The sequence below is a fragment of the Aeromonas tecta genome (assembly GCF_000820185.1).
Lineage (GTDB): Bacteria > Pseudomonadota > Gammaproteobacteria > Enterobacterales > Aeromonadaceae > Aeromonas > Aeromonas tecta.
In genome coordinates this window covers 139,936-164,609 of record NZ_CDCA01000020.1, presented here as the reverse complement: position 1 = coordinate 164,609, position 24,674 = coordinate 139,936, and the positions used below count along the sequence as shown (strand labels likewise).

Here is a 24,674-nt window from a genome sequence, read left to right as displayed (position 1 = left end):
CCCCCGGCCTTGTCATTTATGGTCGATGAATCCATGTCAGAATCCGCCGATATCCCAGTCCTCCCAGAACCCTCATTCGAAGAGATGTTTGCCGCGGCCCGCGCCTTTGCCATGCGCAGTCTGGCGCGCCGGGAGAGTGCCGAGTCCGAGCTGGCCAACCGGCTGCGCAAACATAGCTTCAATGACGAGGTGATAGGAGCGGTACTCGACTATTGCCGTGGCTACCACTGGATCGATGACGAACGCTATGGCGCCATGGCGGTGCGAGCCGGCGCGAGCAAGGGCCATGGGCCCATTAAGATCCGCTTCGAGCTGCGCCGCAAGGGGCTGTGCGATAGCCAGATTGAAACGGCATTCGATCAACCTGAGCTGGACTGGTTCGAGCTGGCGTTCGAGTTGTTGCAGCGCCGGGCCAGGGCGAGCGACCTGGAAGACTTCAAATTGCGCATGAAGTGGCTCAAATATCTGCTCGGGCGGGGTTTTAATCAGGATCAGGCCCGTTATGCGATCTCGGCCATGCAGGAGCGGGGTGAGTAACTGTCCGGCCAGGCCAGTCATGTCCTGAGCATTTGGCGATACGCAGGTGCAACAAGATGGCCGAATATGAAACCCGGCAAAGTGGCATGTCTTGTGGCTTCTGCCGAGTCAGTTCATATTCGCCCGGCCCTTGGCCATAAACGGCACCCTCCTGCCGTGTCCTCCTCCTCCCGTACGATAGTCCTTCCCCTGCCAATCTGGCACTCCCTCGGCGATGTGTGCTTTTTCGCCCATGACGGGCCTGCGCGTTTTACTTTACCCCGCAGAAAACTTACATTATTGCGATTAAAAGTCCGTATCCGAATCAAGCAGGATTTTCCATGCATATGTCCACGTCAGAGCTACGCGCAGCGTTTCTCGAGTATTTCCGCTCCCAGGGGCACCAGGTTGTTTCCTCCAGCTCGCTGGTGCCGCATAACGACCCGACCCTGTTGTTCACCAACGCAGGTATGAACCAGTTCAAGGACGTGTTCCTTGGCGCCGACAAGCGTGCCTACAACCGAGCCACTACGGCCCAGCGTTGCGTGCGGGCTGGCGGTAAGCACAATGACCTGGAAAACGTCGGCTACACCGCCCGTCACCACACCTTCTTCGAGATGCTGGGCAACTTCAGCTTCGGTGATTACTTCAAGCAGGACGCCATCCGTTTTGCTTGGGAATTCCTGACCGGTACCCTCCAGTTGCCCAAAGAGCGCCTGCTGGTCACCGTGTATGAAACAGATGACGAAGCCTTCAACATCTGGGCCAACGAGATCGGTGTGCCGGTCGAGCGCATCGTGCGCATCGGTGACAACAAGGGCGCAGCTTTTGCCTCCGATAACTTCTGGCAGATGGGCGATACCGGCCCCTGCGGTCCTTGCACCGAGATCTTCTACGACCACGGCGATCACCTCTGGGGTGGCCCTCCCGGCTCACCGGAAGAAGACGGCGACCGTTTCATCGAGATCTGGAACGTGGTGTTCATGCAGTTCAACCGTCAGGCTGACGGCACCATGGAACCGCTGCCCCGTCCATCCGTCGACACCGGCATGGGCCTGGAGCGTATCGCCGCCATCATGCAGGGCGTGCACTCCAACTACGAGATCGACATCTTCCAGGCGTTGATCAAGAAGGCCGCCGAGATCGTTGGTACCGAGGATCTGAGCAATCAATCCCTGCGCGTCATCGCCGACCACATCCGCTCCTGCGCCTTCCTGGTGGCTGACGGTGTGATGCCGTCCAACGAAGGGCGTGGCTATGTGCTGCGTCGCATCATCCGCCGCGCCGTGCGTCACGGTCGCAAGCTGGGTGCCACCGAGGTGTTCTTCTACAAGCTGGCTGCCGAACTGGCGGTGCAGATGAAGGACGTGGCGGCCGAGCTGATCGCTCAGCTGCCGCTGGTCGAGCGCGTGCTGCGCATCGAAGAGGAGCAGTTCGTCCGCACTTTGGATCGTGGTCTGCTGCTGCTGGAAGACGTGCTGGCCAACCTGGGCGATGCCAAGGTGATCCCGGGTGAAGTGGTGTTCAAGCTATATGACACCTACGGCTTCCCGGCAGATCTCACCGCCGACGTGGTGCGTGAGCGCGAGATCGGCATCGACGAAGAAGGTTTCAAGGTCGAGATGGAGAAGCAGCGCGCTCGCGCGAAAGAAGCCTCCAGTTTCGGCGTGAACTACAACGAGGTGTTGAAACTCGATTTCGAAACCCCATTTACCGGTTACAAGCAACTGAGCCAAACGACTCAGGTAGTCGGCATCTACAAGGATGGCATCGAAGTCAACGGCCTCATCGCCGGTGAAGAAGCGGTGATCGTGCTGGCCGAGACCCCTTTCTACGCCGAGTCCGGTGGTCAGGTGGGCGACAGCGGCATCCTCAAGGTGGATGACGGCATTTTCGCCGTGACCGATACCCAGAAGGCTGGCAAGGCCATCATTCACAAGGGTTATCTGGAGCTGGGCACGCTGGAGAAGGGCGCCGAGGTTGAAGCCGTGGTGGATGGCGATCGCCGTCAGGCCATCGCCCTGAACCACTCGGTGACTCACCTGCTACATGCCGCCCTGCGTCAGGCATTGGGCGATCATGTGACCCAGAAGGGCTCACTGGTCGGCGCCGAGCGCATGCGCTTTGACTTCTCCCATTTCGAAGGCCTGACCATGGCGACCATTCGCCGGGTTGAGGAGCTGGTCAACGCCCAGATCCGTGCCAACCACGATATCGCTACCCAGGTCATGGATCTGGAGGCGGCCAAGTCCGCCGGTGCCATGGCACTGTTTGGCGAGAAATACGAAGACGACGTGCGGGTAGTGCGCATGGGCGACTACTCCACCGAGCTGTGTGGCGGTACTCACGCCAAGCGCACCGGTGACATCGGTTTCTTCAAGATCATCGCCGAGAGCGGCATCGCCGCCGGGGTGCGTCGTATCGAAGCGGTGACCGGCAAGGGTGCCATCGACTTCATGCATCAGCTGGGGGAGCAGATCGAAGAGGCTGCCGCCCTGGTGAAGGGAGATCAGTTCTCCATCGCCGACAAGGTGCGTCAGCTGATGGACAAGTCCAAATTCATGGAGCGTGAGCTGGAACAGCTCAAGGCCAAGCTGGCGGCGCAGGCGGGTAGCGACCTGCTGAGCCAGGTGATCGAGATCAACGGTCAGAAGGTGCTGATCGCGGCGCTGGAAGAGGTCGATCCCAAGTCCCTGCGCGGCATGCTGGATGAGCTGAAGAATCAGATGAAATCCGGCGTCGTGTTGCTGGCAACCAGCAGCGATGACAAGGTCAACCTGATCGCCGGTGTTACCAAGGATCTGACCGGCAAGGTCAAGGCCGGCGAGCTGGTCAACCTGGTGGCCCAGCAGGTGGGTGGCAAGGGCGGCGGTCGTCCGGACATGGCACAGGCAGGGGGTACCCAGCCAGAAGCCGTGCCGGCGGCACTGCAATCCGTTCACTCCTGGTTGGAAGAGCGCCTGTAAACGGGCGAGGTGATCTGTGGCACTTTATGTACAGAAGTACGGCGGCACCTCGGTCGGCACGCTGGAGCGGATCGCGGCGGTGGCTGAACGGGTTCAGCTGAGCCGGGCCCAGGGACACGACGTGGTGGTGGTTGTCTCCGCCATGTCGGGCGAAACCAACCGGTTGCTGGGCATGGCCCAGCAGCTGGATCCGGATGCCAACCGGCGTGAGATGGATGTGCTGGTCTCCACCGGTGAGCAGGTCACCATTGCTCTGCTGGCGATCGCGTTGAACAAACGGGGTTGTCCTGCGGTCTCAATGACCGGTGACCAGGTTCGTATTCATACCGACTCCGCCTATGGCAAGGCGCGCATCAGCCACATCGATACCGAACAGGTTCGGGCTGCGCTGGGGGCGGGCAAGGTGGTGGTGATCGCCGGTTTCCAGGGACGTGATGAGCACAATGCCATCACCACCCTGGGACGTGGCGGCTCTGACACCACGGCGGTGGCGGTGGCGGCAGCCATCAAGGCCGATGAATGCCAGATCTTTACCGATGTGGATGGGGTCTATACCACGGATCCGCGTATCGAGCCCAAGGCTCGTCGCCTCTCGACCATCACCTTCGAGGAGATGCTGGAGATGGCAAGCCTGGGGGCCAAGGTGCTGCAGATCCGTTCGGTGGAGTTCGCGGGCAAGTACCGCGTGCCACTGCGGGTGCTGTCGAGCTTTGTCGACGGAGAGGGAACCTTAATCACATATGGAGGTGAGAGGATGGAAGCACCCCTGGTATCTGGCATCGCGTTCAATCGCAACGAGGCTAGCCTGACCATTCTGGGTGTGCCGGACAGGCCCACTGTGGCAGCGCAGATCCTCAATCCGATCAGCGATGCCAACATTGATGTCGACATGATAGTGCAGAACACCCTGGGAGATGGCACCGCCGATTTCACCTTCACGGTGAATCGCGATGACTATCGCCGGGCCCGGGCGCTGCTGGAGGAGACCGCCACCGAGTTGGGGGCCGCCTGCGTGCAGGGCAACGGGGAGATCGCCAAGGTCTCCATCGTCGGGGTCGGTATGTGGAATCATCCGGGTGTCGCACGCACCATGTTCAAGGTATTGGGCGAGGAGGGGATCAACATGCAGTTGATCTCTACCTCGGAAATCAAAATATCGGTGGTGATTGACGAGAAGTACCTGGAGCTGGCAGTGCGGTCGTTGCACGCCGCGTTCGGGCTGGATAATGAGCCTCATGAGCAGCCCTTGGGGAACAATCCCTGATTGATTTAGTTTCAACCATTTACCATATCGGTATCTTTGTAAGATAATGTCGCATATCGATATAAATACAAAACAGGATACAGGAGCAAGCGAATGCTTATTTTGACTCGTCGTGTTGGGGAAACCCTGATGATTGGTGACGAAGTGACGGTCACCGTACTGGGCGTTAAAGGCAATCAGGTTCGTATCGGTGTGAACGCACCGAAAGAGGTCTCCGTGCACCGCGAAGAGATCTACATGCGGATACAAGCTGAGAAAGTGCCAGGCCAACCGGCTTTCTAAGCCGCACTCATGGCTGCTATTAGGCGACACCTACCGTGTCGCCTTTTGTTTTTCTGGGCCCGGAGAAAAGGCCCAGCAGGGCATGAAATTACGGGGTAAGTGCCCATATTGCTTGAATATTCCACTCTTTGGCCAAATGCTGAGCGAACGCGCTGTTTTCTCCAAAAAAGTGTTTGACTAAAAATCCCTGTGAAGTATTATCAGCCCCGCAAACGGAGAGGTGGCCGAGAGGCTGAAGGCGCTCCCCTGCTAAGGGAGTATGCGGCTTATACCCGCATCGGGGGTTCGAATCCCCCCTTCTCCGCCATTTGCGCCCGTAGCTCAGCTGGATAGAGTACCTGGCTACGAACCAGGTGGTCGGAGGTTCGAATCCTCCCGGGCGCACCATATTACGACTCAAGCAAGAGTCATGTGTTGACCATCAGCAAGTCGACACTTTGAAAAAGGCTTACTGATAAGTAAGCTTTTTTTATCGTTTTAAATCAGGGCGCCCGTAGCTCAGCTGGATAGAGTACCTGGCTACGAACCAGGTGGTCGGAGGTTCGAATCCTCCCGGGCGCACCATTTAAAACGAAATCAATGATTTATGAGCGCCCGTAGCTCAGCTGGATAGAGTACCTGGCTACGAACCAGGTGGTCGGAGGTTCGAATCCTCCCGGGCGCACCATGTTGAAAGCAGTGTCAAAAGTTTGTGAGCGCCCGTAGCTCAGCTGGATAGAGTACCTGGCTACGAACCAGGTGGTCGGAGGTTCGAATCCTCCCGGGCGCACCATTTCTGAAGGCAGTGTTAAAAGTTGATGAGCGCCCGTAGCTCAGCTGGATAGAGTACCTGGCTACGAACCAGGTGGTCGGAGGTTCGAATCCTCCCGGGCGCACCATATAGACAGCCTCGACTTCGGTCGGGGCTGTTTTTTTATGTGCCAAATTCGGTTTTTAGCATTAAGTTATGCTGCTGTTTCCTTATTGAAGTCTATTTTCCTCTGTCTAATGAGCCGTGTTGTCGTCTGGCCGACAAGTCCCGGCACCTCCCTTCTACCGTGCAAAACCCTCTCTCAGGCTGCTCTGAGCGCGTTCTAGCCCCGACCCTCTCATATGTGCGTGCCCAACCTTTGGGGCGCTGGCTCAGGCAGGCATAGCGGCTCGTGAGCACACCCTATGTCCGTACCATGACAAGACCCCTTGTCACCGAACACATCCTGTCTCCATATCATCACAGGGACGCCTGTCATCCTCGGGGGATATGCTCAAGCAGGCAGGAGGAGCCTGTGAGCGCCTCCTATCTCGATACCATGACAGAGACGCCGGCCACCCCTCTGACATGGATTCAGGCTGGTATGGCGGGCGCTGGGCAATAAAAAAGGATGCCGAGGCATCCTTTTTTCCATTTCCGTGATCCGCTTAGCTTTTGAGCCACTTGCGAATGCGGTTGGCATCGCCGATCGGGGTGCGCTTGCCCACCGAGTTGAGCAGTACGATGGCCAGCTCCTTGTTGTCCGGCTTGGCCCGCATCAGCAGGCAGCGGCCCGCCTCGTCGGTGTAACCGGTCTTGGAGAGGCGCACGTCCCAGTCCGGGTTCTTCACCAGCGGGTTGGTGTTGTTGAACATCAGGCTGTAGGCCGGCGTCGCAAAGCGCATCTCCATGTTGCTGTCCTGCGTGAACTGGCGGATCAATGGCTGGCGATAGGCCGCCGAGATGAGCTTGGCCAGATCCTGGGCGGTAGAGACGTTGCGGGTCGACAGGCCGGTGGAGTCATAGAAGCGGCTGTTGCGCATGCCGAGCTGCTTGGCCTTGTTGTTCATGGCGCGAATGAAGGCCGCGCGGCCACCGGGGTAGTGACGCGCAAGCGCCGAGGCCATTCGGTTCTCGGAGGACATCAGCGCCAGGTGCAGGGCATCGTGGCGGGTTACCTTGGTACCAAAACGGACGCGAGAGTAGGTGTGCTTGATGTTGTCTCTGTCGTTTTGATCGATGGTCAGCACCTGGTTCAGGCTCTGCTTGGCATCCAGTACCACCAGGGCCGTCATCAGCTTGGTGAGGGAGGCGATGGGACGCACCCGTGACGGATTCTTCTGATAGAGCGTTTTACCGGTGTTGACGTCCATCACCAGGGCGCTGCCCGATTGCAACTTCAACTTGGCAGGGTCTGGCGCCGCCTGTGCCGCAGGTATTCCAAGCAAGCCAACCAACCCACACAGCAGCGCGATTGCGCGAATCCGACACCCCATACAACCGACTCCATCCACAGCGAAAAAAGGCGCTAGATTCACTCATTTTTGCCCTCGCTTTACAAGAGCACCAGCAGGGATTTCGTTATTTTTTTCCATAAAAAAGGGCCGCCTGTTGGCGACCCTGTTTTTTGCCTCACCCCGGATGTCACTCCTTGGAGGCGGCGGCCTTGCGCTTGCTCAGCCAGCGCCAGATCAGCGCGATCAGCCCGCCGACCAGCAGCACCAGTGGCAGACAGAGGATGATGCTGAGGAACTGGGACTCATACTGCGCGGCCAGCTTGGTGTGGCTCAGGTAATAACCCAGGCCCACCAGCGGGCAGATCCACATGATGGAGCTGACCAGGTTGACGATGAGGAAGCGTCCCTGCGGGATCTCGCTGGCGCCGACGATGTAGGGATAGGCGGTGCGCACGAAGGCGATGTAGCGGGCGGTGATCAGGGTGATGATGCCGTATTTGTTGAGCAGGTAGTGCACCTTCTCCTTGTGCTTGTCATCCAGGTGGGACATCAGCCTGTGGTACATCTGGGTATGGCCGAGGAAGCGCCCCTGCATGTAACCGCACCAGGTGCCGACGAAGGTGGCCATGATCAGCAGCGGGATGATCGCCAGCGGTAGCACGCCCTGATAGATGAGCACGCCAGTCAGGATCAGCAGCGTATCGCCTGGCAGGAAGGCGGTCGGGATGAAGCCATTCTCCAACACCAGGAAGGTCAGCAGGACGATATAGACCATGAAGACCATCTTGGGATCGGACAAGGTCGCCAGATCCTGATTAATGAAGGCGTGAGCCAGGTGGTAAAACTGCTCCATACGTGCAAACTCCGCAGATTAGCTGGGTTGGTCGGTCAAGGGCATGGCAAGCACCTTGTCGATGCGCAGGCCGTCCATATCTACAATTTCCAGTTGCCACTGTTCCAGGGTGACGATGTCTCCGGTCCGGGGAAGGCGACCAAGGAGCAGCATAATAAGCCCTCCAAGGGTGTGATAGTGATGTTTTTCTTCTTCCGGCAGTCGTACCAGCTCCAGACAGTCCTTCAGCTCCGGCAGGGGAATGAGGCCATCGAGCAGCCAGCTGCCGTCGGCGCGCTGGAAGGCCCAGTTGTCCTCGCCATCTTCCTGCTGGAAGTCACCGGCCAGGGTCTCCAGCAGATCCTGCTGAGTGACCAGCCCCTGCAGCTCGCCATATTCGTCCACCACCAGCACCATGTGCTCGGAGTGGGCGCGGAAATGATTGAGCAACTCCAGGCCGTTGAGGGTCTCCGGCAACAGGCTGCCATCCTGGGTCAGGGTCGCCAGATCGATGGGCTCCCCCTTGATGTAGGCGTGCAGCACCTTGTTGACGTTGAGGATGCCCACCAGATCCGACAGGCTGCCGTCACAGACCGGGAAGAAGCTGTGGCGATACTCCACCAGTCGCTGCAGGTTGGTCTCGAGCGGCAAGGACAGGTCCAGATAACGGATGTCGCTGCGGGGCACCATCAGGGAGGCCAGGCTGCGCTCGTCGAGACGGAACACATTCCTTAGCATGGTGTGTTCCTGATCCTCGATGATGCCGGCCTCGGAGCCTTCCACCAGCATGGCGTGGATCTCTTCCTGGGTGACGTTGTTACTGTTGTTCTGATCGACCCGCAGCAGGCGCAGGCTGGCGTGGGTGGAGGCCGACAGCAGCCAGACGAAGGGGCGGGTCAGGGTCGCCAGCCACAGCATGGGGCGCGCAACCAGGCAGGCGATGCGCTCGGCGTTGAGCTGACCGAGGCGTTTGGGCACCAGTTCGCCGACGACGATGGAGAGGTAGGTGACCAGCACCACCACTATGATGGTGGCGAGCAGGCTGCTGCTGTTGGCAGACAGACCCCACTCCTGCAACCAGAGTGCGAACGGTTGGGCCAGCAGGGATTCACCGTAGATACCGTTGAGCAGGCCGATACTGGTAATGCCTATCTGGACGGCAGAGAGGAAGTGGGTCGGATTCTCGCCCAGCTTGAGCGCAATGGCGGCAGAGCGGCTCCCTTCATTCGCCATCTTGCTGAGGCGCGCCTTGCGCGCGGTGACGATGGCGATTTCCGACATGGCGAACACGCCATTGAGCAAAATCAATCCAAGCAGGATCAATATTTCCATACTGCGACAGCACTCCAAATAGAAAAGATCGCTGGCAGTGTAATGAATTTACGGGCGATGCGCTTGTGAAAGCGGGTGATTTGGTTCGTGAATTTTTCAATTTTTCGGGCGGGAAAAACGCAGCCGATACCCGGTGGCCACGCCGCCATCCCCCATGAGGCGCCGTTTCATGACCCCGTTTGGCCGCCGCAAAATAAAAAGCCCCCGATAAACGGGGGCTTTTTTGCAGGCAAGGCTCGCTTACAGGGCGGCGATTTCCAGTTGCTGGGCTTCCAGCTTGGTCAGTTGGAGACGGTACTCTTCCAGCTTCTCGCGCTCCTTGGCGATGACGGCATCCGGCGCCTTGGCCACGAAGGCCTCGTTGCCGAGCTTGCCTTCGATGCGGGCGCATTCACCGGCCAGCTTGGCTACTTCTTTGGCCAGGCGGGCCAGCTCGGCTTCCTTGTCGATGAGACCGGCCATCGGGATCATCAACTCGGTGTTGCCGATCAGCTTCTTCACCGACAGCGGAGCGGTTTCACCTTCGCCCAGCACGCGGATGGACTCCAGACGTGCCAGGGACTTGAGGAAGGCCTCGTTGTCCTGGGCGCGCTCGGCATCCTTGGCGTCGCATGTGAGCAGCACATTGAGTTGTACGCTCGGTGCCACGTTCATCTCGGCGCGGATGTTGCGGATACCGACGATGAACTCCTTCACCCACTCCTGATCTGCCATGGCGGTTTCGTCGAGCTTGGCGCCGTCGAACTCGGGGAAGGCTTGCAGCATGATGGTGTCGGCATGAATGCCGGTCAGCGGCGCCACCGACTTCCAGATGGTCTCGGTGATGAACGGAATGATGGGGTGCGCCAGACGCAGCAAGGTTTCCAGCACAGTCACAAGGGTGTGGCGGGTGGCACGCTGCTCAGCTTCCGAGCCCTTGCCCAGCACCGGCTTGGTCAGCTCCAGATACCAGTCACAGAACTGGTTCCAGATAAACTCGTACAGGATGCCGGCGGCCATGTCGAAGCGATAGGTGTCGAGGGCGGTACGGAAATCGCGGATGGCAACCTGCAGCTGGGACTGGATCCAGCGATCCGCCAGGCTGAACTGCATCTCGCCGCCGCTGAGGCCACAATCCTGCTCTTCGGTGTTCATCAGCACGTAGCGGGAGGCGTTCCACAGCTTGTTGCAGAAGTTGTTGTAACCATCCAGGCGCTTCATGTCCCAGTTGATGTCACGGCCGGTCGAGGCCAGCGCCGCCAGGGTGAAGCGCAGGGCGTCGGTGCCGTGGGCGTCGATCCCTTCCGGGAACTGCTTGGCGGTACGCTTGCCGATCTTCTCGGCCATCTGCGGCTGCATCATGTTGCCGGTGCGCTTCTCCAGCAGGTCTTCCAGGCTGATGCCGTCGATCATGTCGAGCGGGTCCAGCACGTTGCCCTTGGATTTGGACATCTTCTGGCCCTCTTCATCACGGATGAGGCCGGTGATGTAGACGGTCTTGAAGGGAACCTGCGGGGTGCCATCCTCGTTCTTGATGAAGTGCATGGTCATCATGATCATCCGGGCAATCCAGAAGAAGATGATGTCGAAGCCGCTCATCAGCACGTCGGTCGGGTGGAAGGTCTTGAGCGCCTCGGTGTTGTTCGGCCAGCCCAGGGTGGAGAAGGTCCACAGGGCGGAGCTGAACCAGGTGTCCAGCACGTCTTCGTCCTGACGCAGCACGGTCACGGACGGAATATTGTGCTTGGCGCGCACCTCGGCCTCGTCGCGACCGACGTAGACCTTGCCGGCCTCGTCATACCAGGCCGGGATGCGGTGACCCCACCACAGTTGACGGGAGACGCACCAGTCCTGAATGTCGCGCATCCAGGAGAAGTACATGTTCTCGTACTGCTTGGGCACGAACTGGATGCGGCCATCTTCCACCGCCGCGATGGCGTCCTTGGCCATGGGGGCCACGCGCACATACCACTGGTCGGTCAGCATGGGTTCGATGGGCACGCCACCGCGATCGCCGTAGGGCTGTTGCAGCACGTGATCCTTGGTTTCGGCCAACAGGCCCAGCTCGTCCAGCTTGGCCAGGATGGCCTTGCGGGCGGCGAAGCGCTCAAGACCTGCGAACTCGCTCGGCAGGGCGGCGTCATAGGCGGTGCTGGGGTTGCCGTTGCAATCGACCACTTCTGCCTCGGCGCGCACGTGGGCGTCCAGGGTGAAGATGTTGATCATCGGCAGGTTGTGGCGCTTGCCCACTTCGTTATCGTTGAAGTCGTGGGCCGGGGTGATCTTCACGCAACCGGTGCCCTTCTCCATGTCGGCGTGTTCATCGGCGACGATGGGGATCAGACGGTTCACCAGCGGCAGCAGAATATGCTGTCCGATTAGTGCTTTATAGCGTGGATCTTCCGGGTTTACGGCGACGGCGGTGTCACCCAGCATGGTCTCGGGGCGGGTGGTGGCGACGATCAGGTGATCCTGACCCTCGGCAGTCTTGGCACCGTTCGCCAGCGGGTAACGCAGGTGCCACATGTGGCCCTTGATCTCGCGGTTTTCCACTTCCAGATCGGAGATGGCGGTGTTGAGCTTGGGATCCCAGTTCACCAGACGCTTGCCACGGTACATCAGGCCATCTTCGTACAGCCGCACGAACACTTCCTGCACGGCTTCGGACAGACCCTCATCCATGGTGAAGCGCTCGCGCTCCCAATCCACGGAGTCGCCCAGACGGCGCATCTGGCGGGAGATGGTGCCACCAGACTCTTCCTTCCACTGCCAGATCTTGTCGATGAACGCCTCGCGACCGTAGTCGTGACGGGTCTTGCCCTCTTCGGCGGCGATCTTGCGCTCCACCACCATCTGGGTGGCGATGCCGGCGTGGTCACAGCCCGCCTGCCACAGGGTGTTCTTGCCCTGCATGCGGTTGTAGCGGATCAGGGTGTCCATCAGGGTCTGCTGGAAGGCGTGACCCATGTGCAGGCTGCCGGTGACGTTCGGCGGCGGGATCATGATACAGAAGGAGTCTTTGCTGGTGTCACCGTGGGGCTTGAAGTAACCCTGGGATTCCCAGTGTTGGTAGAGCGCCTGTTCGATGGCGTTGTGATTAAAAGTCTTTTCCATGGTCTCGCCGTAATCTGGATGAATGGATGCTGATGTTGATGGGTTCTGGATCACAAGGGGCGGCAGTCAGGGCTGCGCCGGATCCGGGGCGGCAAGGGCGGGTTGATCCCTCATCTCGAGGGCGTGGCCTGCCTGGCGATAGTGCTTGTAGCGCTCGCGGGCTTGCTGCTTTTGCGTTTCGTCAGTGGGGACAAAATCTACCACTTGAGCGAAGTGTCCTGCAAACAAAGGTGTCTGCCCGGCCAGATTGATGAGGCAGGCATAGCGCCGCTTCGGCGGCTGACAGCCGATTTCCACCGGTGCCTGCCCCGTCTCGCCCTGCAGCTGGTGCGGCACGAAGCGATCTGGCGGCAGTTGCCACAGCAGCTCGTCGAGGCGCATGGCCTGGGCCTCATCGGCGCAGAACAGGTAGATGTGCCCCGTGTTCCAGCCATCGGCCGTCAACTGGCAGGCGAGTCGCTCACAGGCACTGCCTTGCTGGTCATCCTGTTCGTTCATCAGGTAAAAAGTCACTTGGCTCATCAGGTTGGGTCCCGTTTGGCTGTGACGGACAGCGATTGGCCGTCGGTGGGGTGGTCTGTCAGGCGCTGACCCCCGGTTCTCTCAATGAAACAAGGAAGAGGCGAGCCTCTTCCTTGTGATACAGGGTAACGCCTGCTCGCCACTCAGAGCCTGTCTGGGCGATGAGGCATCACTCCTTGTCGTCGGCGTCCGCCACGCCAGCCCGGTTCAACAGGAACTGGGTCAGCAGGGGCACCGGACGACCGGTGGAGCCCTTGTCCTTGCCGCTCTTCCAGGCGGTGCCTGCGATATCCAGGTGCGCCCAGTTGTACTTCTTGGTGAAGCGCGACAGGAAGGCGGCAGCGGTGATGGTGCCGGCCGGACGGCCCCCGAGGTTGGTCATGTCGGCGAACGGGCTCTCCAGCTGTTCCTGGTACTCGTCGAACAGCGGCAGGCGCCAGGCGCGATCGCCAGCCTGCTCGGAGGCGTTGAGCAGCTCGTGGGCCAATGGGTTGTGGTTCGCCAGCAGACCCGAGGTGTGGTGGCCAAGGGCGATGATGCAGGCCCCGGTCAGGGTCGCCACGTCGATGACGACCTCGGGATCGTAGCGGTCCACATAGGTGAGGGCATCGCACAGTACCAGGCGACCTTCCGCGTCGGTGTTGAGCACCTCGACGGTCTGGCCGGACATGGTGGTGAGGATGTCACCCGGGCGATAGGCGTTGCCACCCGGCATGTTCTCGCAACCCGCCAGCACGCCGATGACGTTGATGGGCAGTTGCAACTGGGCAAGGGCGTGCATGGTACCGAGCACGGAGGCGGCGCCACCCATGTCGTACTTCATCTCGTCCATGCCTTCGGCCGGCTTGATGGAGATGCCACCGGAGTCGAAGGTCAGTCCCTTGCCGACCAGTACGATGGGCTTGGCATCGCCGTTGCCCTTGTACTCGATGATGGCCATCATGGCTTCGTTGTCGGAGCCGCGGGCCACCGCCAGATAGGAGTTCATGCCGAGCTCGGCCATCTCCTGCTCACCGATCACCTTGGTGCTGATGTTGTCGTAGGCATCCGCCAGACGGCGCGCCTGGGAGGCCAGATAGGCCGGGTTGCAGACGTTGGGCGGCATGTTCGCCACGTCGCGACAGACGCGCACCCCTTTCGCCACAGCCAGGCCGTGGGCGATGGCGCGCTCACCGATGGTCAGTTCCCGACGGGTCGGCACGTTGAACACCAGCTTGCGCAGCGGGCGGCGCGGCTCGGCCTTGTTGGTCTTGAACTGATCGAAGCTGTAGAGGCCCGCCTTGGTGGTTTCCACCGCCTGGCGTACCTTCCAGTAAGTATCCCGCCCCTTGACGTGCAGCTCGGTCAGGAAGCAGACGGCTTCCATGGACCCGGTCTCGTTGAGGGTGGTGATGGTCTTGTTGATGATCTGCTTGTACTGGCGTTCGTCGAGTTCCCGCTCCTTGCCGCAACCGACCAGCAGTACGCGCTCGCTGAGCACGCCCGGTACTTGATGCAGCAACAGCATCTGGCCTGGTTTGCCTTCCAGATCGCCGCGGCGCAGCAGCGAGCTGATGTAGCCGTCGCTGATCTTGTCCAGCTGTTCGGCGACCGGAGAGAGGCGACGGGGCTCAAATACGCCGACCACGACGCAGGCACTACGTTGCTTCTCAGGACTGCCACTCTTTACACTGAACTCCATGGAATCTCCTACATCCTAAAGACAAAAGGCACCTTTTATTGAATAATGCGGTGCTTGTTGGGGTATCAGAGGCGGAGCGAACAGCCACAGGCTCCGCAGTTCAAACTGGTAAAAATCCAATATAGGGCCCTATTTTTCAGGCATTCGACTAAAAACACAAGTTTACTTGGGAATGACTGTGATCGTTTTCCGATATTTGTTCAGGGAGACCCTGAAAACCCAGCTGGCGGTGTTGTTCGTGCTGCTGCTTATCTTCGTCAGTCAGCAATTTATCCAGATCATCGGCGATGCCGCCGATGGCGAGGTGCCGACGCGCCTGGTTTCCACCCTGCTGCTGCTCAACCTGCCCAATATGGCGCTGTTGATGCTGCCTATCAGTCTGTTTCTGGCCATTTTGTTTGCTCATGGTCGTTTGTACGCCGAAAGCGAGATGACGGTGATGCATGCGGTGGGTTTCAGCCACCGCTTCGTGATGCGCAGCGCCATGCTGCTGGCCTTGTTGACGGCCGTAGTAGCGGCCTTCAACACCGGCTGGGTCGCCCCTCAGGCCAAGGAGCGTGAGTATCAGGTGATCGATGAGTTCAAGGCCGACCCGGGCATCTCCTTCCTGCAGGCGGGACGCTTCATGGAGCTCGACAAGGGACGGCTGGTTGCCTATATCCAGGATCTGAACGACAAGGGCTCCCAGTTGCAGAAGATCTTCGTGCTGCAACGGGCCGAAGGCACATCGCCGCCCTCCGTGGTGGTCGCCAGCGAGGGTCATGTCACCGCCGACAGTAATGGCTTGCAGTGGCTGACCTTGATCGACGGCTCTCGCTACGAGGGTCAGTTCACCGGCAAGCAGTTCCAGGTCTCGGAGTTTAGCGAGTACAGCTTGGTGATCCGTCAGCAGGAGATGGAGCGCTCCAACCGCAAGGCGGCGGCCAAGCCGACCATGGCGTTGCTGGGGACCCAGGACAATCAGTTGATGGCCGAGCTGCAGTGGCGCCTGTCGCTGCCCTTGTCGATCTTGGTGCTCACCTTCCTGGTGGTGCCACTGGCCAGGGTTAATCCTCGCCAGGGCCGTTACGCCAAGTTGCTGCCGGCCATCTTGCTCTATCTGTCCTACTTCCTGTTGCTCAGTGCCGCCCGCTCGGCCATCGACAGCGGGCGTCTGCCCCACTGGCCCGGCATGTTCCTGGTGCCGCTGGTCTATCTGCTGCTGATCGGCTTGCCGCTCAATTTGCAGGGAACCAGCTGGTGGAACGGGGTGAAGGGCCACTTTTTCAAGAGAAAATCAGCATGATGCAACAACATAGGAGGCTCGGCTGATGTTTGGGATTCTCGACAGATATATCGGCCGGGTCATTTTCATGTCGATCCTGCTGTGCGAGCTGACCCTGGTCGGACTGGCGGCGCTCATCAAGTACGTGGAGCAGCTCAAAGCCGTGGGGGAAGGCAACTATGACATGCTCAATGCGCTCTATTTCGTGCTGCTTTCCATGCCCAAAGAAGCGGTGTTGTTCTTCCCGCTGGCCGCCCTGCTCGGTGGCCTGATCGGTCTCGGCCAGCTGGCGACCAGTTCCGAACTGGTGGTGATGCAGGCGGCGGGGCGCTCCAAGCTCAGCATAGTGATGGCGGCGCTCAAGACGGCGATCCCGCTGATGCTGCTGGTGGGGCTGATGGGAGAATACGTTGCCCCGGTTGCCAAGCGGATGGCGGATGACATCAAGGCTGGCTCCATGTCGGAGGGGCGTTTGACCGTCTCTGCCTATGGGGTCTGGGCCCGAGATGGCAACAACTTCGTCAATATCAACGGGGTGCGTAACGACGGCGCCCTGACCGGGATCACCCTGTATCGCTTCACGCCATCCCGCAACCTGATCGACGTCATTCAGGCGGAGGAGGGGGTGTTCGAGCAGCATCACTGGCTGCTCAAGCAGGTGCACGTCACCCGTTTCGACGATCCCAAGCAGATCCAGGACGAGCAACATGCGCAGCTGGAGTGGAGCTCGGAGCTGACGCCCAAGCAGCTGGGGGTGGTCAGCATCGATCCCGAGAACCTGCCCATCTCGGGCCTGCGTGACTACATCGGCTATCTGGATGCGAACAAGCAGGACGCCGGTCGCTACAAGCTGGAGATGTGGCGCAAGCTGCTCTCCCCGCTCTCGGTGGTGGCGATGATACTGTTGGCCTCCTCCTTCATCTTCGGGCCGCTGCGCTCGGTGAGCATGGGGGCCCGGATGCTGATGGGGATCATGACCGGTTTTGCCGTCTATGTGAGCGATCGGGTATTTGGCCCGGTCAGCCTGGTTTATTCGGTGCCGCCCATACTAGCGGCCATCGCGCCCAGTCTGCTGTTCGGCGGGATCTCCTTCTATATCCTGAGCCGAAAGCAGTAGCGGGATGAAGCAAAAAAAAAGGGCCCCTGGGGGCCCTTTTTGTTTGAGTCGTGCCTCTATCTGATGCGCTGCGTCGTCAACCCGCAAGGTGCCTTGCGGGTCATGCTGGCAGTGAGCCTTATTTGTTCAGCTGCTCCAGATTTTCCTGCTTGTTCAACACCACGACCTCACACTCGGACCAGATATCCTGGAAGGCACGCGGGCGCTCGCGGTTGAACACGCAAAGCAAGTTGCCGAGCCCGAAGGCGGCGGTGGCGAGCCGGATCAGGGCCTGAGTGATGCGGATGTTGCTGCCATCCTCATTCTGGATGCGCAAACGCCAGGCACGCATGCCGATAGTCTGACCGGCACGGGTCCAGAACCAGGTGTAGAAACCGCAGATCACCAGGGCCAGCCAGGCACTGTAGAGCGGGCTGGTCAGCAGCCAGCTGGCATCTCTCCCTTCGGGAATGGTGGCCAGGCCGGTGGCCAGCAGCAGCTGGGCCACTCCCATGCCGATAAAGCCGGCGATGATCAGCAACGCGATGACGACCAAGTAGTCATAGAGCAGGGCCCCCAGGCGGCGCAGCAGGCCGGCGGAAGGGTACTTGTGCTGTGGAGGAGGAGTCTGGGGAGAAGGGACTGTCTTGCGCTTGGCCATGGTGCTTATTCCATTAATATGATGCGGGCATTCTATGTAACTGGCCTAACATCGGCAAGGCGTTGAATAAATGAGCAAACGGGAGCCTGTGCGAGAAAAACACCTTGCATGCCCAAGCGCCATTCGTATAATCCCTCGCAGTTGCCCGGGTGGCGAAATCGGTAGACGCAGCGGATTCAAAATCCGCCGTTGAAAGACGTGTCGGTTCGAGTCCGACCCCGGGCACCATTTAGAATTCAATGACTTAAGGCCACCCAGACGGGTGGCCTTAAGTTTTTCTGGCACAAGGTGGCGGCAAAGTGGCGGCAGAGTTTTAGACTGTACCGACCACACGCTATGTTTTTGGTGCTGAATGTTCCTTCTTGTATGATGCCGCATCTGCCTGGTGGTGTACTTCATGCGGCGCTTTCCCTGGCCATGTCTCGGTACGTAGTCAGGCAGATAGAAAAGGGCCCCACATTGTGGGGTCCTTTTCGCATTCGGGAATTATTCTGGCAGCTCTTCTAACTTCACTTCGAGTTGTAGGCGATTGGTGTAGCCCTGGTTGGTGAGGTCGTGCACCACCTGGGTGAGCAACCAGGGGGCGGCGTCGATGTCGGGTTTGAAGCCGCTGACGGTGGTGGGTTGCTCCGGGTAGAACTCAGGTCGGCCCTTGGCCAGGGTGATGTCGAACTCAGCCACCCCGCGCTGGATCCGTTCCCACTCTGCACGGGCGGCCCGCATGGCGTTGGTCTGGTTGGCGTAAACATGGCGCAGCTCTTTGACGTTCTCGCTGTCGCCGACCAGCAGTTCGTGTCCCTTCTTGTTGACGACGACACCCGGTGGCAGTGGCCGCTCCGGTTTCGGTTTGGCCTTCTTCTTGCGCTTCACTTCGATTTTCTTTTTCTCGGCTGCCTTGTTGTCTTGCCAGTAAGCCGTCACGCCGGTGTAGGCGTCGCGGTCTGCCACGGAGAAGCGGTGCTGATCGCCGTCCCTGCGGGTGATGGTGGCGGGCGGCAGCGGCTGGCCCTTGGCAGTTGTGCCCTGGCCTGCCTTGATGAACATCAGGCGGCCAGACTTGATTGTAGCGATGGCATCACACTGCCCCGCCAGCCGGGTTAGGAAGGCGAGATCGCTCTCGTTGGTCTGGTCTATGTGGTCGATCAGCTGGCCCTTGAGGGAGTCACCCACGCAGGGGGTGAGCTGGTAGGGTGCGGCGACCTGGTCGACGATGCTGCTGATGGTGGTTTGGTGCCAGCTGCGTTCGCGAAGCTTGTTCATGCCGCCGCGCAGGTCGGCCGATTTGCCCCTGATGGTGAGCACGTCCGGGGCCCCGCCGTGTTCCACTTCATCGATCTTGTAGGTCCCCTTGTCGACCAAGGCGCTACCTTGCCAGCCGATGAGGGCCCGCAGGGTGGCACCCCGGCGCGGCATGTCGAGCTGACCGTCACTATCGTCGAGGGTGATCTCGATGGTGTCGGCGGTGAAGCCCCGGTTATCGGTGATGGTCATCGACATCAGGCGCGGGCGAATGGCTGCTGAGATGTCTTTACCATCGACCAGTACCTGGTAAACCGGCACCGGGTGACCTTGGCGCTGGGCGTCGAGTGGGTTGGTAATGCCCAGATTCTCGGCCAGGCGACTGCCGAACTGGTCGAAGGCGCCCATCAGAGGATCCCCCCGAGTTTGCTGCCGATACTGCCGATCAGCTTGCCCACTCCGAGGCGGCCAAACAGATTACCCGCGGTGCGATTGAGGAGGGTACTGCCCAAGGAGTTGTCGTTGTCGTCCACCCGCTTGAGCTTGATGCTGAACTCTATCTTGCGGGCGGCGCCATCTTGGAAAAACTCGGTGCGGGTGGTGCTGATGCCCTCGATGACGAAGGAGCCGCGCATCACACCATCGCCCTGGATCAGGGGGAAGGCTTCGCCGCTGTCACCCATCTGGCGCAGCATATCGAGGGAGACTGGGCCGCCGGTCAGCTCTGGGTATAGCTCCCCACTAAAGGTGCTGGTTTCGTCGTCAGGGCCGAGGAACTGGTAAGCAGGGCGGGCGCCGACCCGGTTGTTGCCCGGGTGGCGCCATGCCCATTCGTCTTGCTGGGAGAGGGGGGCAACGGTCGAGCGCTGAAACACGAACCAGCCCAGGGTCATCATCATGGTGGTTGCTCCTTAGTTGCGATCGCCGAGAGTAGCGCGGGCACGGGCGGCGGCCTGCCGATCGCGCTGGTCTAGCCGCTGGTCAATCTTGCGAACGAGATCATCAGGTGATTCCCCTGGCTGCTGCACGATGGTCCACTGATGATGGGTAGTAGAGTTCCCCCCCTTGGCTGCGACTGGTTTGGGGACCTGTGTCGGTACAATGCGGGGGCCGTAGCTGTAACCTCCCGCCATGGCTGGCTGGTTGTAGTTACCGGTGAGGTAGCTCTGGCCTTGGGTTTTGTCTTGGCCTATGGTGACGTTGCCGCCGGTGAACCAGTCCGGCAGGTACTGGGTGAAAGCTTTGATTTTATCCATCAGGGTCTTCCACTTGGCAGTGATGCCGTCAATCAGTCCCTGCACGATGGCTTTGCCCTTATTGACTGCGCCATCTGGTAGGGTGTCGAAGAAGAGCCATACCTTGTCCCATGAGGTCATGAACAAGCCGATAGGCGTCCAGCTGGCCAGCTCTTTGACCAGCTCCCACCAAGCCAGCGCAGGGCCCTTGCACTTGGCCCAGAGTTCGGTAAACCATGCGGACACCCCATCCCAATTCGTGTAGAGCAGGTATGCACCATAGGCGAGGGCGGCGACTAGTCCGATGAGCCAGGTGAGTGGGTTGGTGAGCAGAGCGATGCCCATTCGGATAAATGCACCAGTCAACAAGCGCACGACACCAAGCAATAGCCTGAACGGAGCCAGTAGCCATTTAAGCACGGTGCCCAATACCGTGCCCTTTATCCCTAACACTCCAAAAATGAGTTTCATGATGGCCAGTGGACCAAGCAGGGCTGCGATGGTCAACGACAGCCCGCCCAGTGCAATGGCGATGATGGATGTCACGGCCGCAATCCTGACCAGGGTGTTCGCCAGCTCGGGATTTGCTTCAACCCAGTTCCGGGTACCGGCGACGATCTCTTTGGTGAATTTGATGATGTCCATCAGGGAGCCACGCAGCAGCTCGCCAAGGTCTGCCTTCACGTTCTTTATCCCGGCCTGCAGGATCAGCCATTGGGATGAGAGCGAGTCTTTGTCGATGTCGGATTCACGTTGCATCGAGCCCTTCGATTTCTCGGCATTCACCAGTTTCAGCTGGCGATAGAGCTCGTCCAGGTTGTTGGAGAGCTTGGCCGCATCTTTGCCGTATTCCTTGCCGAATATCTGGGTGGTGACCCTGAGCTGGTCTTCTGCTTTGAGCTTTTTGATTTTCTCCAGCACCTTGGTGATGGTACCCATGGCGTCGGTGGCCATGGCTTTCTCCACGTCGGTCGATTTCAGGCCGATCGCCTGCATGCCAGCCTGGAAGCGTTTGCTCTGCATGGTGGCAATGGATAGCTCGCGCACCATGGCGTTGGAAGCGCTGGCGGCGATCTCTGGGGCAGCCCCCAGGCTGAGGAAGGTGGAGCCCAGCGCCGCGGCTTTTCGGTAGTCGAGCTTGTCGGCGACGCCCCCCAGACGTTGCAGCACGTCGATGATGTCTGCCCCCTTGGATTGGGCGTTGTCGTCGAGGTAGTTGATGGCATCGCCGAGCTGTTCGATGTTGCCGATGGGGATCTTGTAGAGGTTGGCAATCTTGCCCATGTCTTCGGCGAGCTGACCGGCTGGCAGCTCAAAGGCGGTGGCCGCCTTGGCGGCGGTTTTGGCGAAGTTGAGCAAGTTGTCTTTACCTTGCACCCCCATGCGGGCGGCCCCTTCAACCAGGGCTGCGATGTCGATTGCGCCGTTGAGCTGGGGGAGCTCTTCTGAAATTGCCTTTATCTCTTTGGCCATGTCGTAGTAGACGGAGGTGAGCTCCCCAGAATCTGTTCTGGCGCCATCTACCTGCTTGGCCACTCCCTTCATGGCATCCTCGAAGCTGGAATACTCCTTGATGGCACTGTAAACCGGCATGCCGATCGCGGTACCGGCTGCGATGGCGGTGGCGCCGTGGCCTGCCATCTGGCCACGCAGCTCCTGGGTCTGCCGGTAGTTAGCTTTGACCTGGTTGAGGCGCTTTTGCTGGTCAGCCAGCTGGCCGAGCTTGGCGCGCTGCTGATCGAGCTGGCCGTTGGCGGCTACCAGGTCAGTCTTGAGGCGGCGCTGGTGATCCCCCAACTGTTTGGTGTTGATGCCAGCCTCGTTCATGGCCCGTTTCAGGCTGCCGTGACGGGCGACCATTTCACGCTCTTGCTGGGAGAGGTCGCGCACCTTCTGCTTGGCCTGCTCCATAGCGCGGGTCATGGCCTTGGTCGGCTGCTCTACCTTGGCGAACTGCTGGGCCATCTGCTGGGCATCACGCTGGGCTTGGTTAAGTTGGGCGCGGGTGGCGCCAATCTGGCGGCCTAGGGTGCGATAGCCGTCAATCTGGCTGCTTTGGGTTTCCAGTTCTTTGATGCGCTTCTTGGTGACGAGCAGGTCTTGAGCTGTCGTGCGGCTCTGGCCGCTGACTGCTTTGAGGGGGGCGGTGAGCTTGTCGACCGCCCCGAGCAGGATTTGAAGTTTGAGAGGGTTCATTGTTCTTCTGCCCCGTTGATGCGGTTGTGAATCTCAACGAGGCGTTGGTGCCAGCCCATCAGCTCGCTGATTTCCATGGCCGCCATGTCGGACGGCGGCCAGTGGGCGATGATGGCAATCTCTGCCATCAGGTCATCTACGCAGCCAGGTAACCCATTTTCTTCGGCATCAAAAAACCGGCTACCTCACTACCCAGCTGCAGCAAGTCAGCCGGGTCCAGGTTGCCGATCTCGGCTTCGGTCAGGATCGGGGTGGTGATACGGGGCAGCAGTTTGGTGAGAGCGTTGACGTCCATCTGCAGCACGTCGGCCATGTTGAGGCCGCGCATTTCGCCTGCCTTGGGCTTGCGCAGCTGTACTTCGGTGATGGTGGTGTCGCCGCGCTGGATGGTCTGGTCGAGGGTTACGGTCTTGTTTTCCATGGTGCTTGTTCCTGATGTTGATGTGGTGAGGGCGGCTGTTGACCGCCCGTTGGGTTTTTGGGTGGGTTAGAGGCCGATGGCTTTGCGGTGCTCGGCCATCAGGTCGACGCCATCGACTATCCAGATCATGTTGAGCAGATCGATTTCGCAAAGAACAACGCCGTTCATGGTCTCCTTGTAGTAGGTGTTGACCATACTGACCTTGCTCTGGGAGTTGTCGCCGCTCTTGAAGGTGCCCCGGTCGAGCTCTTTGAAGCGGCCGCGCTGGACGATTTCGACGGCGACCACTTCGCCGGTGTCGTCGCGCTGGAATGAGCCGGCGAAGCGAAGGGCGACGCCGTCAATCTTGGCGAGGCCCATGCGCTTGACCAGGGCCGCCTCTGCGCCACCGAAGGTGAAGGAGGTGTCGAGGGCGCCATCTTCCAGCCCCATGTGAATGTTGGCGGCGCCCATCATGCCGCCGCCGCGATAGGCTTCGAATTTCTGGCTCAGCTTGGCCGGTGTGAAGTCTTCGGCGACGCCTATCCAATTCTCGCCATCCATGAAGATATTGCCGTGTTTGAGTTTGCGTGGCAGTGCCATGGTTACTCCTTATGCTGCGGCCGCGACGCGGACGCCGAAGTCGATGAGGTAGTGGTCGGTGATGCGCTGCTGGAAGCCGAGGTCTTCAAGCGGCGGTACCGGGGTGTAGTTGTAATCAATGCGCAGCTTGCCGGCCTTAAGAGTGTCTTTGTCGTTGAGCTCTTCGTTGTACCAGCAGTCAAAGCCGAGCAGGTATCCACCGGTCACCAGTTCGCGGCCCTTGGCCTTGAGGCCCTCGATGATGTCTTTCACCAGGGTGGGGGTCATGGGCTTGTCGTTGGCCCACATATGCGCCTCGGCCATGGTGTCGGCCAGGATCTGGGCGGTGCGGGTGTAGTTCTCGAAGGCGAACAGCGGGTCATCGGAACAGGTGCGGTTGCCCCAGTAACGGAAACCGTCGGCACGGATCAGAGCAGTGATCTCGTTGGCATTGAGGAGGCCGACCTCGGTGTCGGGGTCTTGCAGATCCCAGAACAGCGCTTTGGTCATGCCGTCCACCCCGGTCACACCGACGTTCGACAGGGTCTTGTGCCAGCCGATTTCCTTGTCGATGAGTGCCCGCATGGCGGCGGCCTTGAGGCAGGCATCGAGCTTGACGCTGGCATTGGCCGCAACGTCCCACGCAGTCCAGTCACCATGGATCGGCATCAGTTCGCGGCTGGCGAAGTTTTCGCGGTAGGCCAGGGCCGCCTCGACGGTGTCGGCGATGGTCGGTACGTAGGCAAAGGCGCGCAGCTTCTTGGCCACACCACCCAGCGCAGTAGCCACCGGCAAGGTGCAGTTGTCCGGCACGCAGAGGATGCGCGGCTTGATGCCGGTCATCGGGGCGGCCCGCTCCAGCGCCTTGAGGCCGGTGTAGCTGCCATTGGGCTTGATGGTACCGATGATATTGCTGGTCAGGGCGGCCGCGTCAGCACCATCCGCCACGCGCACGGCAATGACGATGGTGTTGACGGTGTCATAGATGGTTTGTAGCGACTTCTTGAGGTTGCCCTCGCTGCCCGCTTTGGCAATGGCCGCCGGCAAGTTGGCAATCAGTACCGGCTTATCGAGCGGGAAGTAGGCGGCATCCGCATCGGCGGCGGTGCAGACCATGCCGATCACCGCCGTGGCGACGGTGCGGATGGTGCGGGTGCCTTCGTTGGCTTCCACGACGCGTACGCCGTGGTGAAATTGGTCCAGTGCCATAGGTTCTCCTGTTGTCCGGACGGAGCTTGGTGCATGTGATGCGAGCAGGGTCAGGATGCAGTGGCAGGGGATGGCAGGCGAGCGGCGGCCAGTGTATCTGGCGTGGATACACTGGAA

Annotated in this window: 20 protein-coding genes and 7 tRNA genes; 13 read left to right on the top strand and 14 right to left on the bottom strand. The window is 59.9% G+C overall.

Annotated features, from left to right (window positions below):
* The first annotated feature begins 18 nt into the window (after positions 1-18).
* The 10 genes from BN1137_RS05540 to BN1137_RS05495 all read left to right on the top strand — a co-directional run bounded on the left by BN1137_RS05540 (position 19) and on the right by BN1137_RS05495 (position 5,906).
* Positions 19-537, top strand: coding sequence for a regulatory protein RecX (locus tag BN1137_RS05540; RefSeq protein ID WP_050717631.1), 519 nt, complete (start codon positions 19-21; stop codon positions 535-537).
* 320 nt (positions 538-857) lie between these two features.
* Entirely contained in the window at positions 858-3,482 is a 2,625-nt protein-coding gene (gene alaS, locus BN1137_RS05535; RefSeq protein WP_050717630.1) for an alanine--tRNA ligase, read from the top strand.
* Between the two features lie 16 nt (positions 3,483-3,498).
* Positions 3,499-4,746 carry an aspartate kinase gene (locus BN1137_RS05530; protein ID WP_050717629.1) on the top strand — a complete coding sequence of 416 codons (1,248 nt, stop codon included), beginning with the start codon at positions 3,499-3,501 and terminating at the stop codon, positions 4,744-4,746.
* A gap of 93 nt (positions 4,747-4,839) precedes the next feature.
* Positions 4,840-5,028, top strand: coding sequence for a carbon storage regulator CsrA (gene csrA, locus BN1137_RS05525; RefSeq protein ID WP_042643141.1), 189 nt, complete (start codon positions 4,840-4,842; stop codon positions 5,026-5,028).
* A 214-nt stretch (positions 5,029-5,242) separates the two neighbouring features.
* Positions 5,243-5,335: transfer RNA gene (locus BN1137_RS05520), tRNA-Ser, on the top strand.
* A 3-nt stretch (positions 5,336-5,338) separates the two neighbouring features.
* Positions 5,339-5,415 (top strand) — tRNA-Arg (locus BN1137_RS05515).
* 100 nt (positions 5,416-5,515) lie between these two features.
* Positions 5,516-5,592 (top strand) — tRNA-Arg (locus BN1137_RS05510).
* 26 nt (positions 5,593-5,618) lie between these two features.
* Positions 5,619-5,695 (top strand) — tRNA-Arg (locus BN1137_RS05505).
* Positions 5,696-5,723: 28 nt separating this feature from the next.
* Positions 5,724-5,800: transfer RNA gene (locus tag BN1137_RS05500), tRNA-Arg, on the top strand.
* Positions 5,801-5,829: 29 nt separating this feature from the next.
* A tRNA-Arg gene (locus BN1137_RS05495) sits at positions 5,830-5,906 on the top strand.
* A 520-nt stretch (positions 5,907-6,426) separates the two neighbouring features.
* Here BN1137_RS05495 and pbpG read toward each other — a convergent pair.
* The 6 genes from pbpG to pepA form a co-directional block, all read right to left on the bottom strand.
* Entirely contained in the window at positions 6,427-7,254 is an 828-nt protein-coding gene (gene pbpG / locus BN1137_RS05490) for a D-alanyl-D-alanine endopeptidase (protein ID WP_050717628.1), read from the bottom strand.
* Positions 7,255-7,402: 148 nt separating this feature from the next.
* Positions 7,403-8,068, bottom strand: a complete 666-nt coding sequence (locus BN1137_RS05485; RefSeq protein WP_050717627.1) for a DedA family protein — start codon at positions 8,066-8,068, stop codon at positions 7,403-7,405.
* 18 nt (positions 8,069-8,086) lie between these two features.
* Positions 8,087-9,379 (bottom strand): hemolysin family protein, encoded by a 1,293-nt coding sequence (locus BN1137_RS05480; protein WP_050717626.1) that lies wholly within the window; start codon positions 9,377-9,379, stop codon positions 8,087-8,089.
* Positions 9,380-9,619: 240 nt separating this feature from the next.
* Positions 9,620-12,472: a valine--tRNA ligase gene (locus BN1137_RS05475; RefSeq protein WP_050717625.1), complete on the bottom strand. Its 2,853-nt coding sequence runs from the start codon at positions 12,470-12,472 to the stop codon at positions 9,620-9,622.
* Positions 12,473-12,538: 66 nt separating this feature from the next.
* The gene (locus BN1137_RS05470) at positions 12,539-12,994 is read right to left on the bottom strand and encodes a DNA polymerase III subunit chi (protein ID WP_050717624.1); all 456 of its coding nucleotides are present in this window, start codon (positions 12,992-12,994) and stop codon (positions 12,539-12,541) included.
* Positions 12,995-13,163: 169 nt separating this feature from the next.
* Positions 13,164-14,675, bottom strand: a complete 1,512-nt coding sequence (gene pepA, locus BN1137_RS05465; protein ID WP_050717623.1) for a leucyl aminopeptidase — start codon at positions 14,673-14,675, stop codon at positions 13,164-13,166.
* A gap of 172 nt (positions 14,676-14,847) precedes the next feature.
* Between pepA and lptF the strand changes: the two genes are divergently transcribed.
* Entirely contained in the window at positions 14,848-15,960 is a 1,113-nt protein-coding gene (gene lptF, locus BN1137_RS05460) for an LPS export ABC transporter permease LptF (RefSeq protein ID WP_050717622.1), read from the top strand.
* 25 nt (positions 15,961-15,985) lie between these two features.
* Positions 15,986-17,056, top strand: a complete 1,071-nt coding sequence (lptG, locus tag BN1137_RS05455) for an LPS export ABC transporter permease LptG (RefSeq protein ID WP_050717621.1) — start codon at positions 15,986-15,988, stop codon at positions 17,054-17,056.
* Between the two features lie 118 nt (positions 17,057-17,174).
* On the opposite strand, the gene BN1137_RS05450 is transcribed toward lptG, so the two are convergent.
* Positions 17,175-17,696, bottom strand: coding sequence for an RDD family protein (locus BN1137_RS05450; protein ID WP_050717620.1), 522 nt, complete (start codon positions 17,694-17,696; stop codon positions 17,175-17,177).
* Positions 17,697-17,839: 143 nt separating this feature from the next.
* Here BN1137_RS05450 and BN1137_RS05445 point away from each other — a divergent pair.
* Positions 17,840-17,924: transfer RNA gene (locus BN1137_RS05445), tRNA-Leu, on the top strand.
* A gap of 258 nt (positions 17,925-18,182) precedes the next feature.
* Here the strand turns inward: BN1137_RS05445 and BN1137_RS05440 are convergent.
* The 7 genes from BN1137_RS05440 to BN1137_RS05415 form a co-directional block, all read right to left on the bottom strand.
* A complete protein-coding gene (locus BN1137_RS05440) occupies positions 18,183-19,343 on the bottom strand; it encodes a phage late control D family protein (RefSeq protein WP_050717619.1) in 1,161 nt (386 codons plus the stop codon).
* Positions 19,343-19,834, bottom strand: a complete 492-nt coding sequence (locus tag BN1137_RS05435) for a phage tail protein (protein WP_050717618.1) — start codon at positions 19,832-19,834, stop codon at positions 19,343-19,345. Before BN1137_RS05435 ends, BN1137_RS05440 begins: the two co-directional genes overlap by 1 nt.
* Positions 19,835-19,846: 12 nt before the next feature.
* Positions 19,847-22,366, bottom strand: a complete 2,520-nt coding sequence (locus BN1137_RS05430) for a phage tail tape measure protein (RefSeq protein ID WP_050717617.1) — start codon at positions 22,364-22,366, stop codon at positions 19,847-19,849.
* Complete coding sequence (locus BN1137_RS21845; protein WP_083443376.1) at positions 22,363-22,494, bottom strand: GpE family phage tail protein; 132 nt, start codon at positions 22,492-22,494, stop codon at positions 22,363-22,365. The genes BN1137_RS05430 and BN1137_RS21845 overlap by 4 nt, the downstream gene beginning before the upstream one ends.
* 8 nt (positions 22,495-22,502) lie before the next feature.
* The gene (locus BN1137_RS05425; protein WP_050717616.1) at positions 22,503-22,787 is read right to left on the bottom strand and encodes a phage tail assembly protein; all 285 of its coding nucleotides are present in this window, start codon (positions 22,785-22,787) and stop codon (positions 22,503-22,505) included.
* A 66-nt stretch (positions 22,788-22,853) separates the two neighbouring features.
* Positions 22,854-23,369, bottom strand: a complete 516-nt coding sequence (locus BN1137_RS05420; protein WP_050717615.1) for a phage major tail tube protein — start codon at positions 23,367-23,369, stop codon at positions 22,854-22,856.
* A gap of 9 nt (positions 23,370-23,378) precedes the next feature.
* Positions 23,379-24,557: a phage tail sheath protein gene (locus BN1137_RS05415; RefSeq protein WP_050717614.1), complete on the bottom strand. Its 1,179-nt coding sequence runs from the start codon at positions 24,555-24,557 to the stop codon at positions 23,379-23,381.
* Between the last annotated feature and the right edge of the window lie 117 nt (positions 24,558-24,674).

Coding starts and splice junctions, on each gene's coding strand:
- BN1137_RS05425 (WP_050717616.1), bottom strand. CDS start 22,787: ATGGAAAACAAGACCGTAACCCTCGACCAGACCATCCAGCGCGGCGAC.
- BN1137_RS05440 (WP_050717619.1), bottom strand. CDS start 19,343: ATGGGCGCCTTCGACCAGTTCGGCAGTCGCCTGGCCGAGAATCTGGGC.
- BN1137_RS05430 (WP_050717617.1), bottom strand. CDS start 22,366: ATGAACCCTCTCAAACTTCAAATCCTGCTCGGGGCGGTCGACAAGCTC.
- lptF (WP_050717622.1), top strand. CDS start 14,848: ATGACTGTGATCGTTTTCCGATATTTGTTCAGGGAGACCCTGAAAACC.
- lptG (WP_050717621.1), top strand. CDS start 15,986: ATGTTTGGGATTCTCGACAGATATATCGGCCGGGTCATTTTCATGTCG.
- BN1137_RS05435 (WP_050717618.1), bottom strand. CDS start 19,834: ATGATGATGACCCTGGGCTGGTTCGTGTTTCAGCGCTCGACCGTTGCC.
- BN1137_RS05480 (WP_050717626.1), bottom strand. CDS start 9,379: ATGGAAATATTGATCCTGCTTGGATTGATTTTGCTCAATGGCGTGTTC.
- BN1137_RS21845 (WP_083443376.1), bottom strand. CDS start 22,494: ATGGCAGAGATTGCCATCATCGCCCACTGGCCGCCGTCCGACATGGCG.
- pepA (WP_050717623.1), bottom strand. CDS start 14,675: ATGGAGTTCAGTGTAAAGAGTGGCAGTCCTGAGAAGCAACGTAGTGCC.
- alaS (WP_050717630.1), top strand. CDS start 858: ATGCATATGTCCACGTCAGAGCTACGCGCAGCGTTTCTCGAGTATTTC.
- csrA (WP_042643141.1), top strand. CDS start 4,840: ATGCTTATTTTGACTCGTCGTGTTGGGGAAACCCTGATGATTGGTGAC.
- BN1137_RS05470 (WP_050717624.1), bottom strand. CDS start 12,994: ATGAGCCAAGTGACTTTTTACCTGATGAACGAACAGGATGACCAGCAA.
- pbpG (WP_050717628.1), bottom strand. CDS start 7,254: ATGGGGTGTCGGATTCGCGCAATCGCGCTGCTGTGTGGGTTGGTTGGC.
- BN1137_RS05420 (WP_050717615.1), bottom strand. CDS start 23,369: ATGGCACTGCCACGCAAACTCAAACACGGCAATATCTTCATGGATGGC.
- BN1137_RS05415 (WP_050717614.1), bottom strand. CDS start 24,557: ATGGCACTGGACCAATTTCACCACGGCGTACGCGTCGTGGAAGCCAAC.
- BN1137_RS05540 (WP_050717631.1), top strand. CDS start 19: ATGGTCGATGAATCCATGTCAGAATCCGCCGATATCCCAGTCCTCCCA.
- BN1137_RS05485 (WP_050717627.1), bottom strand. CDS start 8,068: ATGGAGCAGTTTTACCACCTGGCTCACGCCTTCATTAATCAGGATCTG.
- BN1137_RS05475 (WP_050717625.1), bottom strand. CDS start 12,472: ATGGAAAAGACTTTTAATCACAACGCCATCGAACAGGCGCTCTACCAA.
- BN1137_RS05450 (WP_050717620.1), bottom strand. CDS start 17,696: ATGGCCAAGCGCAAGACAGTCCCTTCTCCCCAGACTCCTCCTCCACAG.